Source organism: Paenibacillus sp. OK060, from assembly GCF_900101205.1.
Taxonomy (GTDB): Bacteria; Bacillota; Bacilli; order Paenibacillales; family Paenibacillaceae; genus Paenibacillus; species Paenibacillus marchantiae.
This window is the reverse complement of record NZ_FNFR01000019.1, coordinates 1-24,318: the sequence shown is the minus strand read 5'-3', so window position 1 is coordinate 24,318 and position 24,318 is coordinate 1. Positions and strand designations below refer to the sequence as shown.

The following is a 24,318-nucleotide window of genomic DNA, read 5'->3' as shown; positions in this document are numbered from 1 at the left end:
AACGAGAGGAGAGCTCAATGAAAAAAAGAACCAAAACCATTCTTGGTGTGGTCGTTGTAATCGTGATTGCAGCTATTGTGATACCCATGTACATTTCGAGACAACATACCACCTTTCGAGCTGAAGTCACGGATCATATGAGTATGCTGGATACACTGGACATTCTGATTATCAAAAAAATACCGACCACCGATCCATACGATGAAGAAGAAGTGACTATTAAAGATCCCCAAGAGATTAGAAAGATATTAAAGCTTGCGAAGGATATCGAATTAAGAAGAGTAAAGCAAATAGATATCTCCGAGCGATCGGAGGGGAACCCATATTACTATGACTGGCAGCTTTTGACGAAGAAAGAAGATCGATTTACAGAAGGCTTTGGAATTACGTTTTATAACGAACATGCCGTCTCTATCTACAGCGGATACAAAACTAGAGATCAACTTGAAAATTATGAAATTACCAATGATTTTAATTTAAATGAAATGGAACGCCTCTTTACCAATTTGAAGGAGGGTAAAAAATGACGGAATATCAATTACGTCCGATTGAAGAGCAGGATATCCCTTTTCTGTGGGAGATGTTGTATGCATCCATGTTCAAGCGGGAGGGCGAAGAGCCTTTTGAACCTGAGATCATTCATAGCCCCGGCATGTCCAAGTACGTTGAAGGTTGGGGGAGAGAGGGAGATTTCGGATTTATCGCCGTGGATTCTCAGGGCAAACGTATGGGTTCGGTGACGTTGCGATTTTTTAATGAGCAGAATGCGGGATATGGTTATGTAAATGCGGCTACACCCGAGATGGGAATGGCTGTGGTTGAGACAGCGCGTGGCAAAGGAATAGGCACCCTTCTCATTCAGGCGGCGTTAGATGAGGCTCGAAAGCGGGACATTGACGCCGTTTCGCTCAGTGTTGATCCCGATAACGAAGCAATTCGGCTTTATCGGCGTTTCGGATTCGTCGAACAGGGCATGTGTGGCACATCTGTAACGATGGTGTGCGTGATGAAACCATGATCTTATAGCAAACAGATGAACATATTCATTTCATATGGAGGGTTTGCAAAATACAAAAAGGCGTTCCCCTTATATGCTGGGAAGCGCCTTAAGATATATATGCCTGCATGTTCATCGCACCATATTTCCATTATGCTCACATAACAGCCCTATTTAATTAGTTCAATAAAAAAGCCAAAGCTTCATCATATGTTTCCCATTGGAATTCGGTCTGATGCTGCGATTCTTTGGAGATCCGGTTCAGCTGCATTTTGGCAATCGCCCCGCCTACCGCTACACTCGCACGCTTCATGCCCCACTGTGCCAGCAGCTTCTGGTGCTCCACAATTTTCTCTTTTGTATCCTGAGGAAATGCCTTCATATTGCGCATGTCCACCAGCACATCAAATGAATTACCCAATTGCTCCGCTATTTTTTTTATCTCGGTATTTGTTTGTTCCACCTGTTCAGGAGAGACCATCCCTTCCCAAACTATTTCAATAATAGGTTTAGGTGAATCCAATCGTTTTACAGACATTTGGCAACTCCCTTACGATAAAATATTATGTACGATATAAGTCTATTGACCTATTAATTATACCCTCAATTTGCAGAGATGAAAACAAAGTTCACTATATTCTAATACTTATGAACTATGTCCTCCTAGCAGATACAACTTCAGGGAAACGTATGTTGATGAGCTAAATCGGAAATCAAACATAAAAAAGCCGCCCAGTCACGAGGAATCTGGACGGCTCTTAACGATGCCTAAAAACCAATCTTCAAGCTGCTACCCTCTGTGGCTATTCCTTCCGAGCGGTTGATGGGCAGCTTTTGTTCTGCTGAGAAGCCGAGCGTCTCGCCGTCATGCAGGGTTACATCGTTTTCAACAACATAAGTCGCAGTCATATACATCATTTCAAATACTTCACTTAACGGCTTTGCGGATTGAGTGATTTCCATCTCCTCTTTCCCGAAGTTGCGTAACCCATAAGTGTAGGCCGATGCGCCTTCAGGACTTTGAAATAGTCCGATGAAAATCCAGAGGGAGACGGGCAGCTCACCATCCTTGATTAAACGACTGATGTCCACGTACTGGCCTGCTTCCACCACAAGTGGCGCCATATATATAGCCAACGCATGGTCCAGCTGGAGCAAGGCACTCGCTGTTTGGGTGAACAGAATATGTGCCTGAATGGCGTCAGTTGCATTCAGTACAGAAACAATAATCTGAGATTGATGTCTTGAAGTGACTTGTACCGCGTCCTGCCACAGCACATTTAATTTGGCATTTTCCTCTACTTCGTGGTCAGGAATAGGAGCATTAATGTGTGCACACACCACTTGCATTCCATCCACTTCGAAAAAAAGATTGCCTTCCTCCGGACGTTCGTCAATCTCAATATTCCACTCGTTTTTCATCGTGCTAATGAAGTGATCAAAATTACAATCTTCGTGTTCCAGCAAAACAAATCCAACGATGGTTTCGCTATATGGAGCAGTATGTACGGCTCCACCTGCGGTGGAGTTTTCCTTTTTGCGGCGTCGAAGCTTGTCAAACAGTCCCATAAAAAGTTCTCCTTTCCAGACCAATCACAGTGATTAGGCATAATCCGATGCCTTTATAACCATACCTTACCACATTGGAGCTTTTAATGAATCCCGGCATGGTAATGGCCATCAGGTGATCAGAGGAAAAGAACGAGAAGTAATGCAATAATCGCAGGCAGCCCTTGTTTAATAATGATGGACCGAGTAGCGGTTACACCTCCGTAGAGGGCGGCGATAATGACACATGCCAGGAAGAAGATCTGAATGTGCTGTCCAACGGATGCATCTGGATAAAAGAGACCCCAGATCAAACCTGCGGCCAAAAATCCATTGTACAGACTTTGATTGGCAGCCAGTGATTTGGTGGATTTCGCTAGGTCAGGGGTAAGACCGAACGTCTTCATCGTGCGTGGACGGGTCCACAGGAACATCTCCATCACCATGATGTAGAAGTGCTCAATGGCTACAATAGCCACGAAAATGATACTAATCAAAAGAAACACCTTGCTTTCTTATATGTCATTTATTTACTTGTCCCACTCAGTATAAATGTTTGCCATCCGAACTGAAAGTATAAATTTAATTTTACACAAATTAATTGTGTAAATTGTTAATGAGTTCATGATTCTCGTTTATAATGACGCCGCGGATTAAGTACAAAGATAATCATACGCTGATTATCGAAAATCCATTCATTGGGTAATAATGAACAATAAAGAAGTGAACTTACTCATGGAAAAGGGGGATTAGCGTGGGTGTGGGAACCGTTCAATTCGTCCTGCTGGCGGATGATCCATCAACGTTTGTTACACGAGTCGTACCTTTTATCGATATTGAGCTCGCTGGAATTCCGAGTGATCGGCATTACGGTCTGTTGCGCCCAGCGGACTCCCGCCAGAAAATATACAAACGGGGAACGCCAATCGCAAATCGTAGGCAAATCAGTATTGTCTCAGAAGAGGAATGTGCTCTCATAGCACAGAAGATGAATATTCCTGAAGTACGCCCGGAGTGGCTCGGTGCCAACATGCTGATCCGTGGCGTTGAAAAGTTGACGGAGCTTCCTGTCGGGACCCGACTTCTGTTCCCGGATGGAACCGGGCTGATCTGCGAAGGGGAGAATCTGCCCTGTGTACACCCTGGAAAAATCATTGAGCAAGTCTACGAACAGGATGGTTTGCGCAAAAAGTTCGTGCCAGCCGCCCGCAAAAAACGCGGAATCGTCTGTTCAGTCGAGCGTGAAGGCATCATTCGTACCGGAGATACTATCGAAGTTATTCGCCTGTCCTGAGGCTTCAGGACAGGTTTTTGCATTGCAGTCTAGCCCTTTGCTTCGACTGTAGTAAATCTCAGTTTATCCTCTGGAATGGACGTATTCTTCAGGTGTGCTGCCGATTATGGACTTGAAGTCTTTGATAAAATGCGACTGATCGTGATATCCAAGGTCCTGGGAAAACTTAACCAGATCGCAATTCACACCCCGCTCCATCAGCTCAGCAGCATTTTGCAGGCGGTAGAGTTTGATCACCATTTTGGGGCTGATACCCACATACTGATTGAACAGGCGCTGGAGCTTTCTGGTGTGTATATTCCAGGAGGCAGATAAGTCATCGACTCTCAACATATCCCGTTGTTGCTCAATCTGCAGCACAATCTGGCTGACCAGAATGGTTTGATCATCAGGAGGAGGAAGATGTTTACAAAGTAGCTGATCCATATAACTGACTTTGTCCGCATCACTTCCGTCCCCGAGCAGACGTTCTTCGAGCAGTGGAACATCGATACCAAGCACACCAGAGACATCCAAGGGGTTTCCATACAATGTGGATACGGGAGTACGAATGAATGGATAGAAGCCTCCAGGCTTAAACTTCACCCCAAACACGCTTCCTTTTCCACGGACAAGATAGGAGAATTTCTGTCCAGATGGACCGAAGAAAAAGGTGTTTCCCCGCTCTACCACCAGATTGACACAGGGATTCGGAACCACATGCTGCGGATATGGATCATGCCCGGAAAGATCCCAGGAGACGATCCAGAAATGCTTGACCAAAGAACTCAATGCTTCGGAAGGGGAATAACGTGTCAGGCAATATCTTTTGTCGCCCGCATCCAGATTCAGAAGACCCATACTGGGTCTGACAGCATGATCCGCATGTTTCATCTCGTCAATTCCTCCAGGTATCTCGTCAATTCTGCTTCGTTACGAACCATGCACAATTTATGTTGGTGAGGCTGCAAAAACGCCATGATTAGCGCCTTTTCCTTATGGTCATGTTGATAGCTCCATTTATACATCTTCCAGAGCATAGTGAAAGTCTGTCGGTAATTTCCTTGTTCCAGCCCGAGCTTCTGTACTGTGAAACGTTTGAGAATGCGCACATTCCTTTTCCACACGGGGGTATTCAAATAGACGATAAGATCAGCCTGCTCGAAACTTCTTTCCACCCATTCATAGTGTACTCCTTCAATAATCCACTGATTGGAATAAACGGCTTTTTGCAGGAGTGTGTCCCGCTTCTCAGGGTTATTGCGAATATCCTGTCCTTGAGGTACACGGTGCCACACAATGTTGTCGAGCTCATAATAAGGAAGGTCTAACCTCGCGGATAAGAGGCGGGCCAATGTAGATTTGCCGCTGCCGACTGAGCCGATAATATGTATTTTGTTTGGCCTGAATTTGATCTTGGATTGTTCACCGATCATTCTGTAATCAGTCCCCCTTGATATTACCTTTGCTCTCTGAACAACAACGCCCGAACAGCGAAACGTGGCAAAATAAGTTGTCTGCGCCATCTGGAAGGCTGGCTGAGCAGTCGATAAAGCCATTCCAAGTTAAGCTTCTGCCATATGGCAGGTGCTCGTTTGGTTTTGCCGGCCAGAATATCCAGGCTTCCCCCGACTCCGATGGCTACACGAGCATTGAGTTGATGGCGATATTTGTTGATCCAGTGTTCAGCATTGGGTGCTCCTAGGGCCACAATAAGAAAATCAGGTTGTGCCTCTTGAATTTCTTCTACAATGCTTTGCTCCTCGTCCGTTGTGAAAAATCCATGATGTCTGCCACGCACAACGACTCCCGGATAGTTTTGCGCAATAACATCCACAGCCCTCTTACTGACACTTTCTTCTGCCCCGAACATATAAAAGGACCAATTCTTCCGGCTTCCTTCCTCCAACAAACGAAAAAGCAGATCACAACCTGTAACCCGTTCGGTCAATTGTCCACCCCGAAAGCGGGATACCATAACAATGCCCGCGCCGTCAGCGGTCACAATACCTGCCTGATCTACGACTGAACGAAGCGCCTGATCCTTCTGGCAAGACATGACGATTTCCGGATTGCCTGTGATGACATGGAACAGTTCGGATTGTCTCTGATCGATTACATCACCAAGAATCGTAACCGTCTGATCCATAGTTATATTGGGAAATGGGATTCCCATAATATTTGTTGTTTGGTTCATATTTTAGTTCCTTTCTGGATGCTAACTATCCGTCCCCAGCTTGTATACATTTCCTGTTATTTCATTCCATTTTAGTATATCTGATCTCCTGGCAAAGCACTATATTTGTTGAAGTTTAGCACCGGATGAAAAGTCCGAATTATCAAGCTTCATGGCATCTAAAATCTTTTATTTTCGCTGTTGTCGTGTTTTTACAATACTTCGTTTGGGGTATAACGATAGGATAGTGTTGCAAGCAAGTGTCAGTTGTACCTTCAATACAACACATAAAGGGAGTGAGTTCATGGAATTGAAATATGAGTTCTATATTAATGCCGGACAGGAAGATGTGTGGAATGCCCTGATCTCGCCGGACGGTACACGGAGCAGCTTTTTTGGCAGCGAACTTCGTTCCAATTTCCAACCGGGCCAGCCGTTCGCCTATGTAGGGCCTGGGAATGATGGTGCAGAGACGGTTCATGTGTACGGTGATATTCTCGAATTCGAACCTTTATCCCTATTAAGTTACCTTGAGCATCCCGGACCTTCCTACCACGCCAATCACGCCGAGCTTCAATCCAGAGTAGTGTTCCAGCTGGAGAAGGTAGGGGAATGTACGAAGTTAATATTGATTAATGACCAATTTACGGACAACCATCCATCTTTTGAAAACGCACAGAGTAGCTGGTGGATGATCTTGAGCAGTATCAAGACATGGGCAGAGACGGGCGAAACGCTGAATTTTGGCTGGTAAAGGTCCTATAGCGAGAGATATATGGATGTAACATCATAACAATATGAAAAAAGCGCTGATAAGGCGTTTTTTTCATGTTGTTTTCGCAAATGAATGAAAACCCTCTACATTTAATGTCTAATTATGTCGAAATATATAGAAATGACATTAGAGGAGAAATCGCGATGTTTCGTAAACGAATCCAAATCATCAAGCAAGCCCCTGCGGGTTCGCTTCAACAATTATTAGAATACAGTCGTAAACTGGTTAAAGACGCAGAGCAAGGAATATATAACAATCAGCTGGAATCAACCGAGGATTTGCAGGAAGCTGGTGAAATTGCACATAATATCAATAAAGCAGTACATATTCTGAAGAAGCAAAATGAAGCAGCGGAAATGCGCCTCAAAATGCTGAATCAGGCGTTGAATATTGGACTCTGGGAGTCCGAGATTGTTGCAGGAGATCCTCTGGATGGCAATAATATCATTGCTTTTTCCAATGAATTTCGTCAAATGTTAGGCTTCAGCAATACGAAGGATTATCCCGATGCTTTCGCAAGTTGGGCCAAATCCATCCATCCCGACGACAGACCCCAGTTGGTTCAGGAGATTACGAAAAACATTAATAAGTCTTCTGAGATGGCTGCATACAACGTAACGAGCCGAATGATAACGAAGAGTGGAGAGGTACGCTGGTTCCGGTGTCTTGGACAAGTTGTCAGAAATGACGAAGGCGTTCCGGTTAAACTTCTGGGAATCATGTTTGATATTCATGATGAGAAGAGCAAATCCGACGAGTTGGAAGCACTCGTTACCCGTTATGACCTGGTAAATCGTGCATTAGTGGAAGCACCGTGGGATATGACCGTTGTGGCCGGAGATGTGGTTAACCCGAATAATGAATTTTGGTGGTCACCACAGTTTCGCCGAGAGCTTGGGTTTACCGATGAGCAGGATTTCCCGAATGTGTTCAGCAGTTGGAGCAGCCGGCTTCACCCGGACGATCATGACCGGACGATCAATGAATTTGCCAAGCACATGAATGACTACAGTGGACTGACACCTTATGATCTTGATTACCGTCTGCAACGTAAGAATGGGGAATATCGCTGGTATCATGCAGGTGGCGAGACGGTTCGGGACGGTAACGGTGTACCACTCCGTGTAGCGGGAACCATTCGTGATGTGACACATGAGAAAAATAAGGAACAGATCGTTGAAGCGATGAATCAGAAAACAAAACTTTTATCCGAATCTATCGGTGAGATGGTGCGTGGAATTAATTCGATCACCGATCAGGCTCAGGAACTGGTTACTGCGCAAGAGTTATCCGCGGATGCGGCCATTCAGGTGAAGAGCAGTGCAGATGATACCCAAAACATTACAGCGTTTATTCGTGAAATTGCCAGCCAAACCAATTTACTGGGTCTGAATGCAGCAATCGAAGCAGCCAGAGCGGGAGAACTTGGTCTTGGTTTTGGAGTTGTGGCCGGGGAAGTGCGGAAGTTAGCTGACCATAGCTCGCAGGCAACCGTCAATATTGAAGATAGCATGCAGGCAATGAAGACGTTCATTGACCAGATTCTGGAGCACATTGGCAACATGTCCACACTGACGCAGAATCAGGCTGCCCTAACACAGCAGGTAAACGCCTCGATGGATGAGATCAATATGATGTCGCAGGATTTGGTGAACTACTCACGGAATTTGTAAGGTTGGAAACGGTGTAACCCTTTCGATTTGTTGAATGATAAAATGAATTGCATTAAAAAACCACCGAGATGCATTTCTGCTCTCGGTGGTTTTGTATTCTCAACGAAACGATATATGCAATTCGATGTGTTGAATTATACTTGTTGAACTTTGATCAAGTTGGTGTTACCGGATTGACCAATCGGTACGCCAGCGGACAATACGATGATGTCCCCTTTTTCGATATAACCAGTTTTGATTGCATTGCGTGTAGCAGACTCGAACATTTCATCGGTTGTTGTTACTTTGTCGCCCATAACCGGAATGACACCGGAGAGCAAGCAGATTTTAGCGAGTACTTCTTCATGCTGTGTAACCGCGATGATCGGTGCTTTCGGACGATATTTGGAGATCATACGCGCCGTAAATCCACTCTCTGTAGAAGTGATGATCGCTTTGGCATTCAGGACGAGGGAGGAGCTAACTGCTCCCTGACTGATAACTTCGGTAATATCAGCTACTTGTTGAGCGGATTTTTGGTTGAATTGTTCTTTGTAATCAATCATCGTTTCAGCACGGCGAGCAACAGCAGCCATCGTGCGCACGGATTGTACCGGATATTTACCTGCTGCCGATTCACCAGACAACATTACAACGTCTGCCCCTTGAAGAACAGCGTTAGCAACGTCACTAACTTCGGAACGAGTTGGACGCGGATTCACTTGCATGGATTCCAGCATGTGTGTTGCTACGATAACCGGTTTACCTGCACGGTTACATTTATCGATCATTTCTTTTTGCATCATAGGTACGTCTTCGATTGGTACTTCAACCCCGAGATCTCCACGCGCTACCATGATACCGTCAGATGCTTCAATGATATCGTCCAGGTTGGTCATACCTTCCTGGTTTTCGATTTTGGAGATAATTTGTACATGATCTACACCGCGTTCTTTTAGGATACTGCGAATTTCACGAATGTCGTCGCCTTTACGAACAAAGGAAGCAGCGATGATTTCGATACCGTTTTCGATCCCGAATCCGATGTGCATAACGTCACGTTCCGTTACACCTGGCAAAGTCGTTTTGATTCCTGGCAAGTTAACCCCTTTACGTGGTTTCAGAATGCCGCCGCTGATGATTTTACAGTGAATATCGGATCCTTCCACGGAGAGTACAGTCAGATCCACCAAACCATCATCGATGAGGATGCGATCGCCAGGTTTTACAACGAGGTTCAATTCCGGATAGTTTACCGAAATACGCTCAGCGTCACCAAGAATTTCTTCGGTAGTCAGGATAAGCTCTTTACCGGCTTGCAGGTGGCAGGATGCTTCTTTCAGCTTGCCAATACGAACTTCCGGTCCCTTGATATCCATCATAATCGGTATATACGTATTCAATTCGGAAGCGGCTTTGCGGATATTGTTAATCCGTGCCACGTGATCTTCCAGCTCACCATGAGCCATGTTCAGACGGGCAACAGTCATCCCTTCCTGAATCATTACTTTTAACAATTCGATTGAGTCACAAGCAGGTCCCATAGTACAAATAATTTTTGTTTTCAACATGCTATTTTCCTCCTCATATGTTTGCTTATATGTGTATTGTAGCGTTTTCTGTCGAATCAGGGTATGAACTATAGTACAATGATTAGAATATAGTCCAATAATGAGGTGTGTTATGGTCACTCCATTAGAAGTACGACACATTAATGGTGTTGGTTGGTACGAAGAAGCGGTGCAGTCACAGGCGACTTGGCGATTGAGCTTGGTTACTTATGGAAAATGTGTATATTGGGTGAACGGAGAGAAGCAGATCATGGAGAAAGGTGAACTGCTGCTAATTCCCGCTGGCATTCCGTATTACGGCAAAAGTATTCCTACCGTAACCCACACGCAAATTGTAGTTCAATTACAGGGGGATCATGCACAAGGTTTGCCCGCGCTGGAACGGAGTGAGGCCTTGCGACATAAGCCTGGATGTTATGAACTGATTCATGAACGCATGAAAGCCATCCAACAACAATGGCAGGAACGTCCGTCTTATTATGTCATGATGAGCCAAGCCTTATTGATGGAAGTACTTATTTATATAAATAGGGAACTGGATCGCGGAGTTATTCCACCGGAGAGACATGTTCATGCGGAGCGGATGAAGCGATACATTGAGCGGCATTACCGGGAGAAAGTTACGAAAGAAGAGCTCGGGGACGAGATCCGTAAAACCCCAAATTACGCAGCCGCGTTATTTAAAAGCATGACGAATCAGACGATCAGCCAATATGTTCATGATCAACGAATGAAAAGGGCGGTGTATTTGCTTACCGAGTCACAACTCTCTATTCAGGAAATTGCAGAATTTCTCGGTTACCGTGATCTGTCTTATTTTTACCGGATATTCAAGCGTCTAATGGGAAGTCCTCCATCTGATTTGCTCCATGAACGTCCACCTATTGTATGAAAGACAGGGTCTTCATGGTCTCGTCTTGAAAAGTTCTTACATTTAAACATCAAGCTGCATTCATGCAAAAAAAAGAGGGCCTCGGCCCTCTTTTTGGTCTCACGACAGTCGAATTACTCCTGCCTTTGCCATATAAATCATACACTAAGCGTTGCTGCTTGTATTTGTAGCCGTGATTGGCTGTTTTGTTTTTTTGCTTGCCAGACCTGCGCGAACCGCAAATACATGCACAGCCCAGTACGCTGCTTCCGCGAACAGAATGCCGCCTGCTACATCCAGCAGCGAATGCTGCTTCACAAACACCGTCGAAGCAATGATCAGCCACAGCCATATCGACCAGGAGATTCGTGCCAGTGGTTTGAAGTTCAAATGGCGATTGATGATAATGAAGAGCAGATAGCTTGTGAGACAGTGAATGCTTGGAAAACAGTTGAATGGAGCATCATTGGTATAAATAAATTGTACGAGCGCACTGCTTAGACCTGTTCCGATAGCTTCTGGTCGCGGCACGTAAGTAGGGAAGACCGCAAAAACGATATTGGCTGCGATTACCCCTACGTTATAGGTAATTATCATACGCCAGAATAGCGATTTGTTCGTTAGACCCAAATAGAGAAATCCAAGATACAGAATCGGCATCCAACTGACATAAGGATAAATAAATTCTTTGATAAAAGGAATCTGTGTATCAATCCAGGCATAATTGTAGAAGACATCACTTCCGGTGTTACTGCCCAACAAAACATAAATGGAACCTTGAAGCGGTATACATAAGATTGCCAGCAAATGTCCCCAGCGCAAAAATAATGCTTTCATAGTATCCCCCTGATTTTGTTCTTCATTTCGCAGCTTTCATCTTAACTCTTCATATATATGACGTTGCAGAAATGTCGTACCCCTGCACTGAATCATTCTATTATTACTATAATAGACATTTTAGCACTTGAGCCATACCTGATTGTAAGGTAAAAGCTGTAAGAGGAATTCTCTTTTTTGTTACTTTTATAGTTTTATCCAGAAAAGGATATCCGAATATCCAATAGATATGATACAACTAAATTGTCATATGAGTTCATGTGACAACCATTAAAAATGAAATGAGGCTGGTACAATTTATGAAAACCCCGCAATCCAAGCAAAATCAATCCTTTTCCGCGCGAAGGCCCGTGCTGACGGTAGTCATTATTGAACTGCTCCTTTTGCTGGTGGTTTTTGCGGCAGGGGCGGTCGCTACCGTGAAGCAACTGGACTACACATCACCCGTATTGATGTCGTTTACTCCAATTGCCCTCGTGCTCATTATTTATCTCACCCTGCGACGCAAATGGAGAGAGACTGGATTTCGCTCCATAAGAACTATCCCGGCAAGTCATGCAAAGTATTATATTCCACTACTCCTTGTACTGGGTACTCTTGCGCTGAAAGGATTTACTGAATTAACCTTGTCCAAGGTCGCTTTTTTTATCTTTTTCACCTTGCTTGTCGCTTTTGTGGAGGAAACCATTTATCGTGGACTAATCTTCAAAACTTTGCTTCGTAAGAGTGCGGTTGCGGCAGTTGCGACTTCAAGTGTTTTATTTTCTATCACTCATATCATGAATGCATTATCCGGTCAGAGTATGTCAGACACCCTTCTGCAACTGATCTATGCACTGCTGTTGGGAGCAGCGCTCGCGCTGTTAATGTTGAAGAACGGAAATATCGTGCCGCTGATTCTGTTTCATTTCATACATAATTTGATTCAATTTCTTGGGAACGACCGGCAAGATACCGGAACACTTCCCTACGATATCTTCATATTGGTTGTGTTGGTTGCTTATTGCGTATGGTTGACGTTTAGCGTTCGAACAAAGTCATCTTCTTCAGAGAGTAGTACACCGGGGAGTTCAGTGGTTCATTAAACGGGCGTTGATGCATAACTCTGTTTACCGCCAGCCATGGGATCGTGGTATACTTCAGTCTGGCGGTATGACAGGCTTGTTCATAATCGGAGGCCCGTTCATCCGTACAATGCATAGATAAATAGGTGATATTGTGGAAAAGACAGCACAGGCAGTGGCGGAATGGATGGTGCAGGAGATTAAATTCACCGGTACACTTCATCAGGAAGCTGCAATTGAATATGTAAAGTCCAATTTTGGTGAAGAATTTGTATTTGTGAATGAGAATGGTAATACTTCGTTATCAAAAGAAGTGAAGAAAGCGTTCCGCAAGCTACATCGTGGGCAGATTGCATGGGATCGTGATGCTTTTATGTGGGCATGGACCTAGTGTGTTATCATGTAATGGATTGAGCTTTCATGGATGTGTTGGATATGCATGTCAAAATATTTTATAGAAAATGTATAAGTTGGTTCGGATCTGCATATCCTTTCATAAGACCGCAATGAGCGGCAGGGCAAGCTACAAACCCTGTTCCAGTGCGTGCGAATACATGTATTTCCAAAGCTGTTTGAAAAGAAAATACAAAGATTTGCTTTTTGGTGGAAACGGAGTTATAATAAAAACAAGTTGTAGAGAGTGGAAAACCTAATTCACATATTGTAAAGGGCGATCACTTATAGGTTATGACTGGTACCTTTTTCAATGTGTGAATTTTTATTTGCTTGCTGCAAAGAACAAAGGAACATGTTAATCTTTATTTGGAGGTGTAATTCACATGCAAAACGGAACAGTAAAATGGTTCAACGCTGATAAAGGCTTCGGTTTCATCGAAGTTGAAGGCGGAGAAGATGTATTCGTACACTTCAGCGCTATTACAGGCGAAGGCTTCAAAACGCTGGACGAAGGTCAACGCGTGCAATTTAAAATTGTACAAGGAAACCGTGGTCCTCAAGCAGAAGAAGTTGTAAAACTGTAATTAAAGCATAGCTGCCTTTAACATGTTATAATGGTAAAGGCAGCTTCTTTTTTTTGAGCAGTTATAATGAAAGTCGGCCCAATAGTTGTCGAGACAGAAGTCCGGACGGGACAAAACTTCCGCTAAGTAGTGGCTTCTGTGAAATAACGTCGGATTAGATGTTTTTCCATAACAAAGGGGGTAGAAGTCATGTATAATCGCAAAAAACCGTTGGAAGAGATTCCACAAGCTGATGCGGCAATCTGGGAATGTACGAGTGATACGTGCAAAGGATGGATGCGGGACAATTTTGCGTTTGATAACGTACCTACTTGTCCGATATGTGCTTCTGAGATGGTCAGCACGACTAGGATGCTACCATTGCTTGAGAATTCGAATAGTAATCTTAAAACGATGCCTAAAGGAAATCGGATTTAACATAGCTTACCCGCCTCTAACGAGGTGTTTTTTTTTAAGTTGAACCTGACATCTTGTACAAAGGTAAGGGTATTAAATATGAAGTTCCCGGCATTCGTTTTGACGAATGCCTTTTTTTATATCTTTTTTTCCAATATGTCGGATAATGAAATGGAAATATATCCAATTTACAATGTATTTATTTAAATCCAGGGTTTGTAGAATAGATAGTAATCACATTTACACGCAATAAATAAAACGTTTTCGATAAAATTGTTAACGCTTACAGTTTGCCGATGACGTAATCGTATGTTCTCAGAGGAGGAAAAGCATTTTGAAGAAATGGTTAAGTCTTTCACTGGTTGCTGCTTTAAGTGCGACTCTTGTTGGTAACGCTTTCGCGGAAAGTGTGGAACCGAGCTCGACTCAATCTCCATCATTGGCTACAAAAGAGCAGACTTATGATTGGGGAAGGGCCAAAGTAGTGGGTGGCGGCTTCGTTCCGGGCATTATCTATAATAAGGCAGAGAAAGACCTCGTATACGCCCGCACGGATATTGGTGGTGCATATCGTTATGATGCTGAGAGTAAATCGTGGATTCAACTGCTTGATTTTGTTGGTTTTGATGAATGGAACATGTCGGGTGTGGAGAGCTTGGCTACAGATTCCGTTGATCCGGATCGCGTCTATATAGCAGCAGGTACATATACGAATGACTGGACAGATATGAACGGTGTGTTATTGCGTTCAACGGACAGAGGCGATACTTGGCAGCGGACAGAGCTTCCATTCAAACTTGGCGGTAACATGCCTGGGCGTTCAATGGGTGAGCGTTTATCTATCGATCCGAACAACAACCGGGTGTTGTATCTGGGTGCTCGCAGCGGAAATGGACTATGGAAAAGCACGGATTACGGAGTGACCTGGAGTAAGGTAGACAGTTTTACAGCAGTCGGGAATGTAAAGGATGACTATAACGATATTGCAGGCGTAGCCTGGATTACTTTTGATCCAAACACAGGTTCGCGTGGCCATACGACTCAGACGATATACGTTGGAGTGGCAGATTCTGAGAAGAGCATCTATCGCAGTACGGATGGTGGGCAGACTTGGGCACCTATAGAGGGCCAACCTACGCAAGGGTTTGTTCCCCATCACGGTGTGCTCGCATCCGATGGCTCCTTATATGTCACTTACAATGAGTTTGTTGGACCATACAGCGGTGGTAAAGGTGCCGTGTGGAAACTGGATACGAAAACAGGGAAATGGACCGATATCAGTCCAACTGGTAATACAGATAACCCGTATGGTGGGCTTGCAGTGGACAGCAAAGATCCGAATACACTAATGGTCGCAACGATGAACAAATGGTGGCCAGATGACTTCATTTACCGCAGCACCGACGGCGGGAAGACATGGAAATCATTCTGGACACTGGATTATGCCAAAGACCCAAGTCGGGAAAATCATTTTACTATCGATTATTCTCTATCTCCTTGGCTGGATTGGGGCGAGAAAAAGGAGTTGCCTGAAACTTCACCTAAATTGGGATGGATGATTGGCGACTTGGAGATTGATCCGTTTGATTCGAATAAAATCCTATATGGTACAGGCGCAACGTTGTACGGTTCGGATAACGTAACAGCCCTAGACCGAGATGAAACGGTGAAAATTTCCGTCAAAGCGGATGGTATTGAAGAGACGGCCATACTTGGTCTTATCAGCCCGCCATCGGGGGCGCCTCTTCTGAGTGCGATGGGTGACATTGGCGGATTCCGTCATGCTGACCTGGATAAGGCGCCGGAGATGATTACGAATCCGTATCTCGGAACCAGTACGGATATTGATTATGCAGAGTTGAACCCGAATCTGGTTGTACGTGTAGGTAACGCGGAAGGAAAGGCTGCTCGAATGGGAATTTCCACGAATAACGGCGTAACTTGGAAGCCTGCTTCGAATGCCTGGATCTCTTCCGATGAAGATAAGACAGAGGGTGGACATGCGGCCTTTAGCGCTGACGGGAAATCGATTCTATGGAGTCCTGTCAGCAAAGCTGAAGGAGAAGCAAGACCGATGAGTATTTCGACCGATCAGGGTGCGACCTGGAAAGCTTCGAAAGGTATTCCGGAAGGTGCACGTGTCTCGGCTGACCGTGTGAATGGATCTGTTTTCTACGGATTCTCGAATGGGGCCTTTTATGTGAGTCGTGATGGTGGCGTTACGTTTGAGAAAACGACCGCAACTGGACTGCCTGTTGCCTTAACGAGTAACTTCAAAGCTGTACCGGGTTCAGAGGGTGAGATCTGGCTGGCTGCGGCAAAAGATAACAAGAAACTCGATAGTATGTATGGTCTGTTCCATTCCGTAGACTATGGTCAAACCTTCACCAAGCTGGCTAATGTGGAAGAAGCAGCCACGATAGGTCTGGGTAAAGCGGCGGAAGGGCAAGAGCATATGGCATTGTATTCCTACGCCAAAGTAGAAGGAACGTATGGGATTTTCCGTTCGGACGATAACGGTTCTTCCTGGATTAGAATTAATGATGATCAGCATCAGTATGGTTCAGCCAATGTAACGATTACAGGTGATTCGAGAGTGTACGGACGTGTGTATGTGGGAACCAATGGTTATGGAATTGTAACAGGGAATCCAGCAGGCGCCGAGGGCGGAAATGTCGATCCTGAGCAAGAATCAGGTGCAGGGTCATCTACAACAGCTCTTCCATTCACTGATCTGGATGGACTGCCTCAAGATGTACAGGATAAGCTGGTTGCTTTGCGTAAAGACGGAATTATTGACGGCAAAGTGGGTGGTATTTTTGCTCCTTATGCAGGTGTATCACGTGCCGAGTTTGTGAAAATGCTGTCTGGTGTCCTTTCGACTGTATCCGAATTGCCGGAAGCAAAGGAATCGAAATATGCAGATGTAAAAGCGGGAAGTTGGTATGTGGGTTATGTAGCAGCGTTGGAAAAGATGGGTGTTCTTGTTCCTACAGCTCAAGACAAATTCAGACCATCTGCTCTGATTACCGAGAAAGAAACGAATGAACTGCTGGCAAGCACATTGAAAGTGCTGAAAGCGGATCTGGACACGAAGGACCAGGGGCTGGTTTCTTATCTGGCAGAAGATTATAGCGCGGATGAAGTGTTGGGTGTAAGCCGGGGTAAAGCATCCGTAGTGTTATATAACCTGCAACAGTGGCTGCAGGAGAAACTTTAAGTGTGATAAATGAAAAACGAAGAACCTTCTCGCATGAAGCGAGAAGGTTCTTTGTTTGTTTGGAGAGTTTAGATGAACAGGAATGGCAGCAGAAACAGTGTTGCTACCAGAGCCAGATCGATTCCTGCTCCAGCTCCATAGCCGTAACCACCGTAACCCCCACCATATCCTCCATAACCATATGGACCGTAGGCCGAAGATTTAACTTTCTTTGTTGCAACAGCGTTTTTCTTACTGCTTTTTACAAGTTGCTGTTTGGATTTGACTGAACACAGTCGTGGTCCTTCGAAGCATCCGTTCAAATAAACTTTGCCATCACGACATTGACTAAGCGTACCATACATATGCTTACCGTCGTTCATAACGAGACAAACGGAACGTCCAACGTGCGGAGAAACCGTTTCTTCACATACCGGATTAATTCTGTACATGCAAATCCCCCTCATTAGGTGCGGTTGCCGCTTGAATTCAACGGTTTGTATATCATAGTAAAAAAAAGAACGATTGGTATGGACGAGTACCCGGATATTAGATGGGGAGGAGCCGTTTTTATATCTGCTCCATACACTGGAGGGAGTAAAAGGGAGGGGAGCTCATGGATTATCATGATTTGCTGGCCCGGCTCGGAGAAGGGAGTGCCCATCCGGGAGGGTTTACAGCAACGATGCAACTGTTGGATACGCTGTCTCTGCCTGCGCATAGTAAGGTGCTTGAGGTGGGGTGTGGTACAGGGAGGACGGCTTGTTATCTGGCTCGAAACGGTTATCGGGTAACTGCGGTGGATCTTAATCGGCAGATGTTGGAGAAAGCGGTGCGACGCGCAAGACGGGAGCGCTTAGATATTCGTTTTATTCAGGCAGATGTGAAATCCTTGCCTTTTCCGGATCATTATTTTGATGTGGTATTTGTGGAGTCTGTCACTATCTTCACCCAATGGCGAAGTACCCTTACGGAATATAAGCGAGTGTTGAAGCCAGGGGGTCTCTTCATTGATCGGGAGATGGTGTTATCCGGAAGGAAGACAGAGGTGATGAGCCGAAGGCTGAAACAATTTTATGGAATAAGGACACTGGCAACCATGACTACATGGAAGAAACGTCTCAGACAGTGTGGATTTACTGAAGTCTTGGTCAAGGAACAGTCTCGTTCTATGGGAAAATGGGGCGTGGATCATGATCCTCATCGGGAGATGGATATGAGCTTGTTTGAGGATGAGCAAGTGCAGCGCATGGGTCGCACCAATGATCGTTTGCTTGCGAGATACGGAAAAAGACTGGGTTATGCGGTATTTGAAGCAAAGTCATCAATGGATAGCGATAATAAACAGAAAGAGTAGGATTACTTTTTGGCGTAGAGGCTAGTCCAATAACGAATGTGAAAAAAATAGGCTGATGCCAAATCTGGCATCTAAAAAAGCAACCCACTTTAAAGTGGATTGCTTTTTCTTTGTTTTGGGACTCTCAATCCAATCCAGTAAGTGATGAAAATAGTTCACGCCAGAGTTTGGTTAAAAGCATTACAGCATATCGTTGTCGATAATACGCCAGTGATGCTTCAGTAGAGCTTCCAGTTGCGGTTTATCTTTGGCTCGAAAAGCGACTACGATTTGGCGATGTTCTTCATTTACTTCATTAAGTACACTGGATAGCTTCGGCTTGTTGTCACTAACATACGATTGGCGAATAAAGCTGTTTTTTAACGTGTTTAACATCTCGATGACAGTGGCGTTACCGCAGCGCTGGATGTACAGGTTATGAAATTGATATTGACTCTTACTGTAAGCAGCCAGATCGAGCTGGGTAATATCTTCATCCATTCGTGCAACAAGGGCTTCCATCTCCAGGAACTCAGACGGTTTGAGGTGGTCTACTGCAAGTGTAGCAGCAAGTGCCTCAAGCGCACCGATGGCTTGCGAGAATTCGAGTTTTTTGCCAGCGTCAAAAGGAGCGACGATAAATCCCCTGCGTGGGATATATTGCAGGAGGTTGTCAGAAGTGAGTTGAAATAAGGCTTCCCGAGTAGGTGTGCGGCTGATGTCCAGCTTTTTGCAAATCTCCGCTTCATTAATCTTCTGATTGGGGAGCAGTGTCCCGTCTTGAATTTTCTGTGCGATATAATCGTAAACGTGATCTTTCAAGGACCGGTATTTGGGTGCCTCCATACCGAATCCCCCCTTCTGTATATAGTGATGATTGGATGTGTGAGGGTGTGAGCCCTGTAATGGTGCGCCGTTCGGGAGTTTCAAGTTTTTATCATCTTAACACCGAGGGGGGAGTTGGGCAAGCAATCTTAATGATCTAAAATGGTGTTAGTTCCATGTTAAATAAATTACGTAATATGGAATTGTAGCGTATAAATGTGTTAAATTCATTGCCATACAACAGATTGTTTGTTAGTATTACTTACATTAAAGCCCATATATTGTCTTGTGTATATTGTATACAAGTTATATGCCTTTATCATTCCAAAACAGAACAGGGGTATGTTGAGTGAAAAGAGTGCTTTTGCCAATGATGCTGTTGTTAATGGTGGTAATCATGTCGGCTTGTGGGCAGGAACAAACGACGGGGGCCGGATCGGAAGCTTCTCCATCCTCGGAGAGTGGTGGCGCAGAGAAGAAAGTAATCGTACTTGGCACCAGTGCAGACTACGCACCCTATGAATTTCACAAAAGCATTAATGGCAAAGACACTATTGTTGGTTTTGACATTGAGATTGCCAAGGCGATTGCTGCGGACATGGGAGCTGAGCTGAAGATTGAGGATATGGATTTTGATGGTTTGCTTATGGCGCTCAGCACGGACAAGGTTGATTTTGTGATATCAGGTTTAACCCCTACAGAAGAGCGAAAGAAGAACGTTGATTTTACGGATATCTACTACTATGCAGAACAGGCTGTACTCGTTAGAGCTGACGAAGGCGAATTGATGGCCTCACTGGATGATTTGTCGGGTAAGCAGGTGGGTGTGCAGAAAAGCTCCATTCAGGAAGGCATTGCTCAGGACATTCAAGGTGCCAAACTTACTTCTCTTGCCAAAATTCCCGAATTGATTCTTGAATTGCAGACCGGGCGGGTAGATGCGCTTATTCTGGAAAAGCCGGTTGCGCAGCAGTATGTAAAGAACCAGGAGGGACTGGTTGTTGCAAACGCGAAGATTGAACAGGCAGAGGATGAAGGAGGATCGGCTATCGCTGTGAAAAAAGGCAACAAGGAGCTCGTTGATCAGATCAACAGTACGCTGGGGAAGCTCAAAACGGGCGGAGATATCGATCGCTTCGTTGTTGAAGCGAATGAGATGTTAGGCGAATAAACCGGGCGAGTGAGGGATATGCCGTGAATTTAGATTTCTCCTTTCTACTGGAATATTGGCAGGACTATGTGCGTAGCGCGTGGGTAACATTGGAGCTTTCCTTCTTTGGGGTTTTGTTTGGCACATTACTGGGGGTTATGGTGGCACTGCTGCGTATATCACGAGTGTGGCCTATCAAATTCGTAGCATCGGCATATATCGAACTCATTCGCGGTACACCGATGTTGGTGCAAATTCTCATTATTCATTATGGTCTGACCGTAATCGGTGTGAACCTATCCGCATTTATGTCGGGGGTGGTCGCGCTGACTATGAACAGTTCGGCATACATGGCAGAGGTGTTCAGGGCAGGCATTCAGGCAATCGATAAAGGACAGACTGAAGCTTCGCGTTCTCTTGGGATGTCTCATGGCATGACGCTTTGCTACATTATACTGCCGCAGGCCTTTCGTAACATGCTTCCAGCTATCGGCAATGAATTCATTATTATCATTAAAGATTCCTCGCTTGTTTCCATGATCGGGATTGCTGAGATTATCTATACAGCCAGAGCCGTTCAGGGGGTTACCTTCCAACCACTTGCCCCGCTCCTTGTTGCTGCTGCCCTCTATTTTGTAATTACATTTACGTTGGCCAACCTGCTCACCTGGCTGGAACGCAGACTTTCCATATCCCGATAACGTGCATACGGACTCTACGAATGAGTGGATTTAGGTGATAGCGGAAAAAGTGAGCAGGAGTCGTAAATGGTCGTGGCGAAGCATACATTGATATTGTATTTTGTATACAATATAATCAAAGAGGGGTGCTGGGAGTATATGTCAGATTCGAAAATGTTAATGGATTGGTCGGAACGTTATGCTGCACCTAATTATCATCCGCTCCCGATCGTTATTGAGCAGGCGGAGGGAGTATGGGTCGAAGATCCGGAAGGTCACCGTTATATGGATATGTTAAGTGCATATTCGGCATTAAATCATGGGCACAGACATCCAGCGATTATTCAGGCACTGAAGGATCAGGCAGATCGGGTAACATTAACATCACGGGCATTTCACAGCAGTGCGGCATCACATTTCTATCAGAAGCTCTCGCAATTTACGGGCAAACCCAAAATTCTGGCCATGAACACGGGAGCTGAAGCGGTTGAAACGGCCGTGAAAGCAGTGCGAAGATGGGCATATCGATGCAAGGGTGTACCGGAAAATCAAGCTGAAATCATCGTATGCTCCGGAAATTTTCATGGAAGAACACTGACGGTCACCTCTTTCTCATCTTCAGAAGAGTACAAAAAAGACTTTGGACCGTTTACACCCGGATTCAAAATCATTCCTTATGGTGACATTGAAGCGCTTAAGCTTGCGATTACACCAAACACGGCCGCTTTTCTCGTGGAACCCATTCAGGGGGAAGCTGGTATTGTCATCCCACCTGAAGGATATCTTGCTGAAGCCTTTACACTGTGTAAACAGCATAGGGTGTTGACCGTGGCGGATGAGATTCAGACCGGATTCGGACGAACGGGACGGCGATTTGCCTCTGATTGGGAGGGGGTTGAGCCTGATATCTGGATTATGGGTAAGGCACTGGGCGGGGGAGTAATGCCTATCTCGGCTATTGCTGCTAATGCAGAAATACTGGATTTGTTTGAACCGGGTTCTCATGGCTCCACATTCGGGGGGAACCCACTCGCTTGTGCCGTGGCTGTCGCAGCACTGGAAGTTCTGGAAGATGAGAAGCTTGCAGAGCGCTCGGAGCGTCTGGGGAATTATTTTATGAAACAGCTTCAGGGAGTTCGCAGTTCAGCTGTGCGTGAGATTCGAGGTAGAGGATTGTTCATCGGTGTTGATCTGCATGTACCTGCACGTCCTTATTGTGAGAAATTAATGTCTGTTGGACTGCTCTGTAAAGAAACTCATGAGACAACGATCCGTTTTGCGCCGCCACTTACCATTACAGAGGTTGAGATCGATTGGGCGTTGGAGCGAATTACTCAGGTGTTGGGTGATTGATAAATATTTCATTCTTTGATTACTTCATATAAGCAGCGAAGGAGCTGACCTACATGGAAAACAATGATATTGAATCTGCAGGAACGCTGAATGCTTCTAATGAAACGAGCCAATTGCTTTTACGTCATCATGACGTTGCTATCATTAAAGTTCCTTTTGGATTAGGTGGGGCGCGAGGTGGTGCTGAGCTAGGTCCGGATGAACTCATTACTGCAGGATTGAAACGTGAAATTGCAAGCCTTGGGTTAAATGTATCAAAAGAGATCCGTGTAGATTGTCCCTCAGAGTCTGTTGCTCCAATTGAACGAAACCGTGTGAAATATTTATCCGAGGTTAGACAGGTGAGTGAGCGAGTGTGCAATGAAGTGTCTGGGGCGATAGCGGGAGGTTCTTTTCCGCTTGTTCTGGGTGGGGATCACAGTGTAGCTATAGGTTCTCTTGCTGGGGTGTCTGCACATTATTCCAATCTAGGTGTGATCTGGTTTGATGCCCATGCGGATTTGAACACAGAAGAGCGTAGTCTGTCTGGAAATATGCATGGGATGAGTGTTGCTGCCGCTTTGGGGCATTCTGCATTTAACTTGTCTCATATTCCGGGTGCAGGGTCGTTCGTTAATCCTTCCAATCTGGTCTACATTGGCTTACGTGATCTGGATGTGTATGAAAAGGAACAGATCCGAGCGCTTGGCATTAAGAGCTTTACAATGCATGATATTGATCGGATAGGTATACAACAGGTTGTTGAACAGGCGCTGGCTGTAGTCGGGGAAGGAACAGACGGTATTCATATTAGCTTTGATATGGATTGTCTTGATCCGCGTGAGGCTCCGGGTGTGGGTACGCCGGTACCAGGGGGATTGAATTACCGTGAAGCTCATTTCGCACTGGAGCTGCTCGCTTCTACCAACCGAGTTACGTCCATGGATCTGGTGGAAGTTAATCCGCTATTTGATCAGAATAGGCATACGGCCCGCCTTGGAGTAGAACTGATTGCTTCATTGCTGGGTAAACGGATCTTATAACGGTTGTATAGATATTTCTTGTTCGGATGAATTCATGCTTTTATAGAAGGTAATGTCTAATCATATAATGTAAGGTTATATAAGAGCCAGGGTCAGACTCATCCATACGATCTTCAACGGAGTGAAGATAGGTATGAGTACTTCCCTGGCTAATGGTTGTAGGGTGCACTTCTTTACTTCTGAACGGATGGAGGGTGAAGTTAGCTTTATAGAGTAATAATGTTTGGTTAGCGTGGCTTTCTTTTTACCTAAGGAGCCTTGGGTAAATATACGAGGGCTCTACTATAGAAGAAAGAGATTGTGGATTATCTGATGGAGAATGTGGTTCTAAAGTTTTTTTTGAAAATAAAGCTTGCGTTCATAATCTGTACATGGTATATTCTAATTCCGGCCAAGAAAACACGAGAAACACGGTGCGGCAAGCGAATGAAATAAGCTTCGAAAGAAACTTAAAAAAAGAGCTTGCAAAGTTGGTTCGGATGTGATAAGATATAAAAGTTGCTGAGGTGAACAACACACGGCAATGAAACAAGTTTGATCTTTGAAAACTGAACAACGAGTGAGTAACGATCTTGCTTGCAAGATCGACGCTGAGAAATCGGTACACGTCTTC

The 24,318-nt window shown here is 45.0% G+C and carries 26 protein-coding genes; 16 read left to right on the top strand and 10 right to left on the bottom strand.

Features of this window, described 5'->3' with window-relative positions; genetic code table 11:
• The first annotated feature begins 17 nt into the window (after positions 1 to 17).
• Entirely contained in the window at positions 18 to 527 is a 510-nt protein-coding gene (locus tag BLS14_RS32065; RefSeq protein WP_090955853.1) for a hypothetical protein, read from the top strand.
• On the top strand, positions 524 to 1,018 hold the full coding sequence (locus BLS14_RS32060) for a GNAT family N-acetyltransferase (RefSeq protein ID WP_090955850.1): 495 nt from the start codon (positions 524 to 526) through the stop codon (positions 1,016 to 1,018). The genes BLS14_RS32065 and BLS14_RS32060 overlap by 4 nt, the downstream gene beginning before the upstream one ends.
• A 157-nt stretch (positions 1,019 to 1,175) precedes the next feature.
• Here BLS14_RS32060 and BLS14_RS32055 read toward each other — a convergent pair whose 3' ends face one another.
• The 3 genes from BLS14_RS32055 to BLS14_RS32045 form a co-directional block, all read right to left on the bottom strand.
• Positions 1,176 to 1,535, bottom strand: coding sequence for a hypothetical protein (locus BLS14_RS32055; protein WP_063568149.1), 360 nt, complete (start codon positions 1,533 to 1,535; stop codon positions 1,176 to 1,178).
• 230 nt (positions 1,536 to 1,765) lie between these two features.
• A complete protein-coding gene (locus BLS14_RS32050) occupies positions 1,766 to 2,566 on the bottom strand; it encodes a DUF4261 domain-containing protein (RefSeq protein ID WP_090812050.1) in 801 nt (266 codons plus the stop codon).
• A gap of 119 nt (positions 2,567 to 2,685) precedes the next feature.
• Positions 2,686 to 3,042 (bottom strand): DUF1304 domain-containing protein, encoded by a 357-nt coding sequence (locus BLS14_RS32045; protein WP_176854914.1) that lies wholly within the window; start codon positions 3,040 to 3,042, stop codon positions 2,686 to 2,688.
• 263 nt (positions 3,043 to 3,305) lie between these two features.
• Between BLS14_RS32045 and BLS14_RS32040 the strand changes: the two genes are divergently transcribed.
• Positions 3,306 to 3,839 (top strand): MOSC domain-containing protein, encoded by a 534-nt coding sequence (locus BLS14_RS32040; RefSeq protein ID WP_079697762.1) that lies wholly within the window; start codon positions 3,306 to 3,308, stop codon positions 3,837 to 3,839.
• 63 nt (positions 3,840 to 3,902) lie between these two features.
• On the opposite strand, the gene BLS14_RS32035 is transcribed toward BLS14_RS32040, so the two are convergent.
• The 3 genes from BLS14_RS32035 to BLS14_RS32025 are packed head-to-tail and all read right to left on the bottom strand — an operon-like array spanning position 3,903 to position 6,015.
• Positions 3,903 to 4,712: a helix-turn-helix domain-containing protein gene (locus BLS14_RS32035; protein WP_090955846.1), complete on the bottom strand. Its 810-nt coding sequence runs from the start codon at positions 4,710 to 4,712 to the stop codon at positions 3,903 to 3,905.
• Positions 4,709 to 5,254: an AAA family ATPase gene (locus BLS14_RS32030; RefSeq protein WP_090955844.1), complete on the bottom strand. Its 546-nt coding sequence runs from the start codon at positions 5,252 to 5,254 to the stop codon at positions 4,709 to 4,711. The genes BLS14_RS32035 and BLS14_RS32030 overlap by 4 nt, the downstream gene beginning before the upstream one ends.
• A gap of 23 nt (positions 5,255 to 5,277) precedes the next feature.
• Positions 5,278 to 6,015 (bottom strand): WecB/TagA/CpsF family glycosyltransferase, encoded by a 738-nt coding sequence (locus BLS14_RS32025; protein WP_063568144.1) that lies wholly within the window; start codon positions 6,013 to 6,015, stop codon positions 5,278 to 5,280.
• Positions 6,016 to 6,298: 283 nt separating this feature from the next.
• On the opposite strand from BLS14_RS32025, the gene BLS14_RS32020 reads away from it, so the two are divergent.
• A complete protein-coding gene (locus BLS14_RS32020; protein WP_090812056.1) occupies positions 6,299 to 6,748 on the top strand; it encodes an SRPBCC family protein in 450 nt (149 codons plus the stop codon).
• Positions 6,749 to 6,912: 164 nt separating this feature from the next.
• Positions 6,913 to 8,442 (top strand): methyl-accepting chemotaxis protein, encoded by a 1,530-nt coding sequence (locus tag BLS14_RS32015; RefSeq protein WP_090955842.1) that lies wholly within the window; start codon positions 6,913 to 6,915, stop codon positions 8,440 to 8,442.
• A 134-nt stretch (positions 8,443 to 8,576) separates the two neighbouring features.
• Here BLS14_RS32015 and pyk read toward each other — a convergent pair whose 3' ends face one another.
• Positions 8,577 to 9,992, bottom strand: a complete 1,416-nt coding sequence (pyk, locus tag BLS14_RS32010) for a pyruvate kinase (protein WP_064642858.1) — start codon at positions 9,990 to 9,992, stop codon at positions 8,577 to 8,579.
• 112 nt (positions 9,993 to 10,104) lie between these two features.
• Between pyk and BLS14_RS32005 the strand changes: the two genes are divergently transcribed.
• Positions 10,105 to 10,884, top strand: a complete 780-nt coding sequence (locus tag BLS14_RS32005; protein WP_063568140.1) for an AraC family transcriptional regulator — start codon at positions 10,105 to 10,107, stop codon at positions 10,882 to 10,884.
• Between the two features lie 144 nt (positions 10,885 to 11,028).
• On the opposite strand, the gene BLS14_RS32000 is transcribed toward BLS14_RS32005, so the two are convergent.
• Positions 11,029 to 11,700, bottom strand: coding sequence for a phosphatase PAP2 family protein (locus BLS14_RS32000; RefSeq protein ID WP_063568139.1), 672 nt, complete (start codon positions 11,698 to 11,700; stop codon positions 11,029 to 11,031).
• 299 nt (positions 11,701 to 11,999) lie between these two features.
• On the opposite strand from BLS14_RS32000, the gene BLS14_RS31995 reads away from it, so the two are divergent.
• From BLS14_RS31995 to BLS14_RS31975, 5 genes are all read left to right on the top strand, one after another.
• Positions 12,000 to 12,785, top strand: a complete 786-nt coding sequence (locus BLS14_RS31995) for a CPBP family intramembrane glutamic endopeptidase (RefSeq protein WP_090955840.1) — start codon at positions 12,000 to 12,002, stop codon at positions 12,783 to 12,785.
• 133 nt (positions 12,786 to 12,918) lie between these two features.
• Positions 12,919 to 13,155: a DUF6953 family protein gene (locus BLS14_RS31990; RefSeq protein WP_063568137.1), complete on the top strand. Its 237-nt coding sequence runs from the start codon at positions 12,919 to 12,921 to the stop codon at positions 13,153 to 13,155.
• A gap of 388 nt (positions 13,156 to 13,543) precedes the next feature.
• Complete coding sequence (locus BLS14_RS31985) at positions 13,544 to 13,744, top strand: cold-shock protein (protein WP_024633772.1); 201 nt, start codon at positions 13,544 to 13,546, stop codon at positions 13,742 to 13,744.
• A gap of 189 nt (positions 13,745 to 13,933) precedes the next feature.
• Positions 13,934 to 14,161, top strand: a complete 228-nt coding sequence (locus BLS14_RS31980; protein WP_017691121.1) for a cold-shock protein — start codon at positions 13,934 to 13,936, stop codon at positions 14,159 to 14,161.
• Between the two features lie 310 nt (positions 14,162 to 14,471).
• A complete protein-coding gene (locus BLS14_RS31975) occupies positions 14,472 to 17,360 on the top strand; it encodes an S-layer homology domain-containing protein (protein ID WP_256336789.1) in 2,889 nt (962 codons plus the stop codon).
• Between the two features lie 68 nt (positions 17,361 to 17,428).
• Here BLS14_RS31975 and BLS14_RS31970 read toward each other — a convergent pair whose 3' ends face one another.
• Complete coding sequence (locus BLS14_RS31970; RefSeq protein WP_063568136.1) at positions 17,429 to 17,791, bottom strand: hypothetical protein; 363 nt, start codon at positions 17,789 to 17,791, stop codon at positions 17,429 to 17,431.
• Between the two features lie 164 nt (positions 17,792 to 17,955).
• Here BLS14_RS31970 and BLS14_RS31965 point away from each other — a divergent pair, with 164 nt between their 5' ends.
• Positions 17,956 to 18,696, top strand: coding sequence for a class I SAM-dependent methyltransferase (locus tag BLS14_RS31965; protein ID WP_063568135.1), 741 nt, complete (start codon positions 17,956 to 17,958; stop codon positions 18,694 to 18,696).
• Positions 18,697 to 18,876: 180 nt separating this feature from the next.
• Here the strand turns inward: BLS14_RS31965 and BLS14_RS31960 are convergent, their stop codons facing one another.
• Positions 18,877 to 19,521, bottom strand: a complete 645-nt coding sequence (locus BLS14_RS31960) for a GntR family transcriptional regulator (protein WP_090812069.1) — start codon at positions 19,519 to 19,521, stop codon at positions 18,877 to 18,879.
• A 328-nt stretch (positions 19,522 to 19,849) separates the two neighbouring features.
• Between BLS14_RS31960 and BLS14_RS31955 the strand changes: the two genes are divergently transcribed.
• From BLS14_RS31955 to rocF, 4 genes are all read left to right on the top strand, one after another.
• A complete protein-coding gene (locus BLS14_RS31955) occupies positions 19,850 to 20,671 on the top strand; it encodes a transporter substrate-binding domain-containing protein (protein ID WP_090812071.1) in 822 nt (273 codons plus the stop codon).
• A 23-nt stretch (positions 20,672 to 20,694) separates the two neighbouring features.
• A complete protein-coding gene (locus BLS14_RS31950) occupies positions 20,695 to 21,351 on the top strand; it encodes an amino acid ABC transporter permease (protein ID WP_090955836.1) in 657 nt (218 codons plus the stop codon).
• A 138-nt stretch (positions 21,352 to 21,489) separates the two neighbouring features.
• Positions 21,490 to 22,683, top strand: coding sequence for an ornithine--oxo-acid transaminase (locus BLS14_RS31945; protein WP_090955863.1), 1,194 nt, complete (start codon positions 21,490 to 21,492; stop codon positions 22,681 to 22,683).
• A gap of 53 nt (positions 22,684 to 22,736) precedes the next feature.
• A complete protein-coding gene (gene rocF / locus BLS14_RS31940; RefSeq protein ID WP_083584913.1) occupies positions 22,737 to 23,705 on the top strand; it encodes an arginase in 969 nt (322 codons plus the stop codon).
• The last annotated feature ends 613 nt before the right edge of the window (positions 23,706 to 24,318 follow it).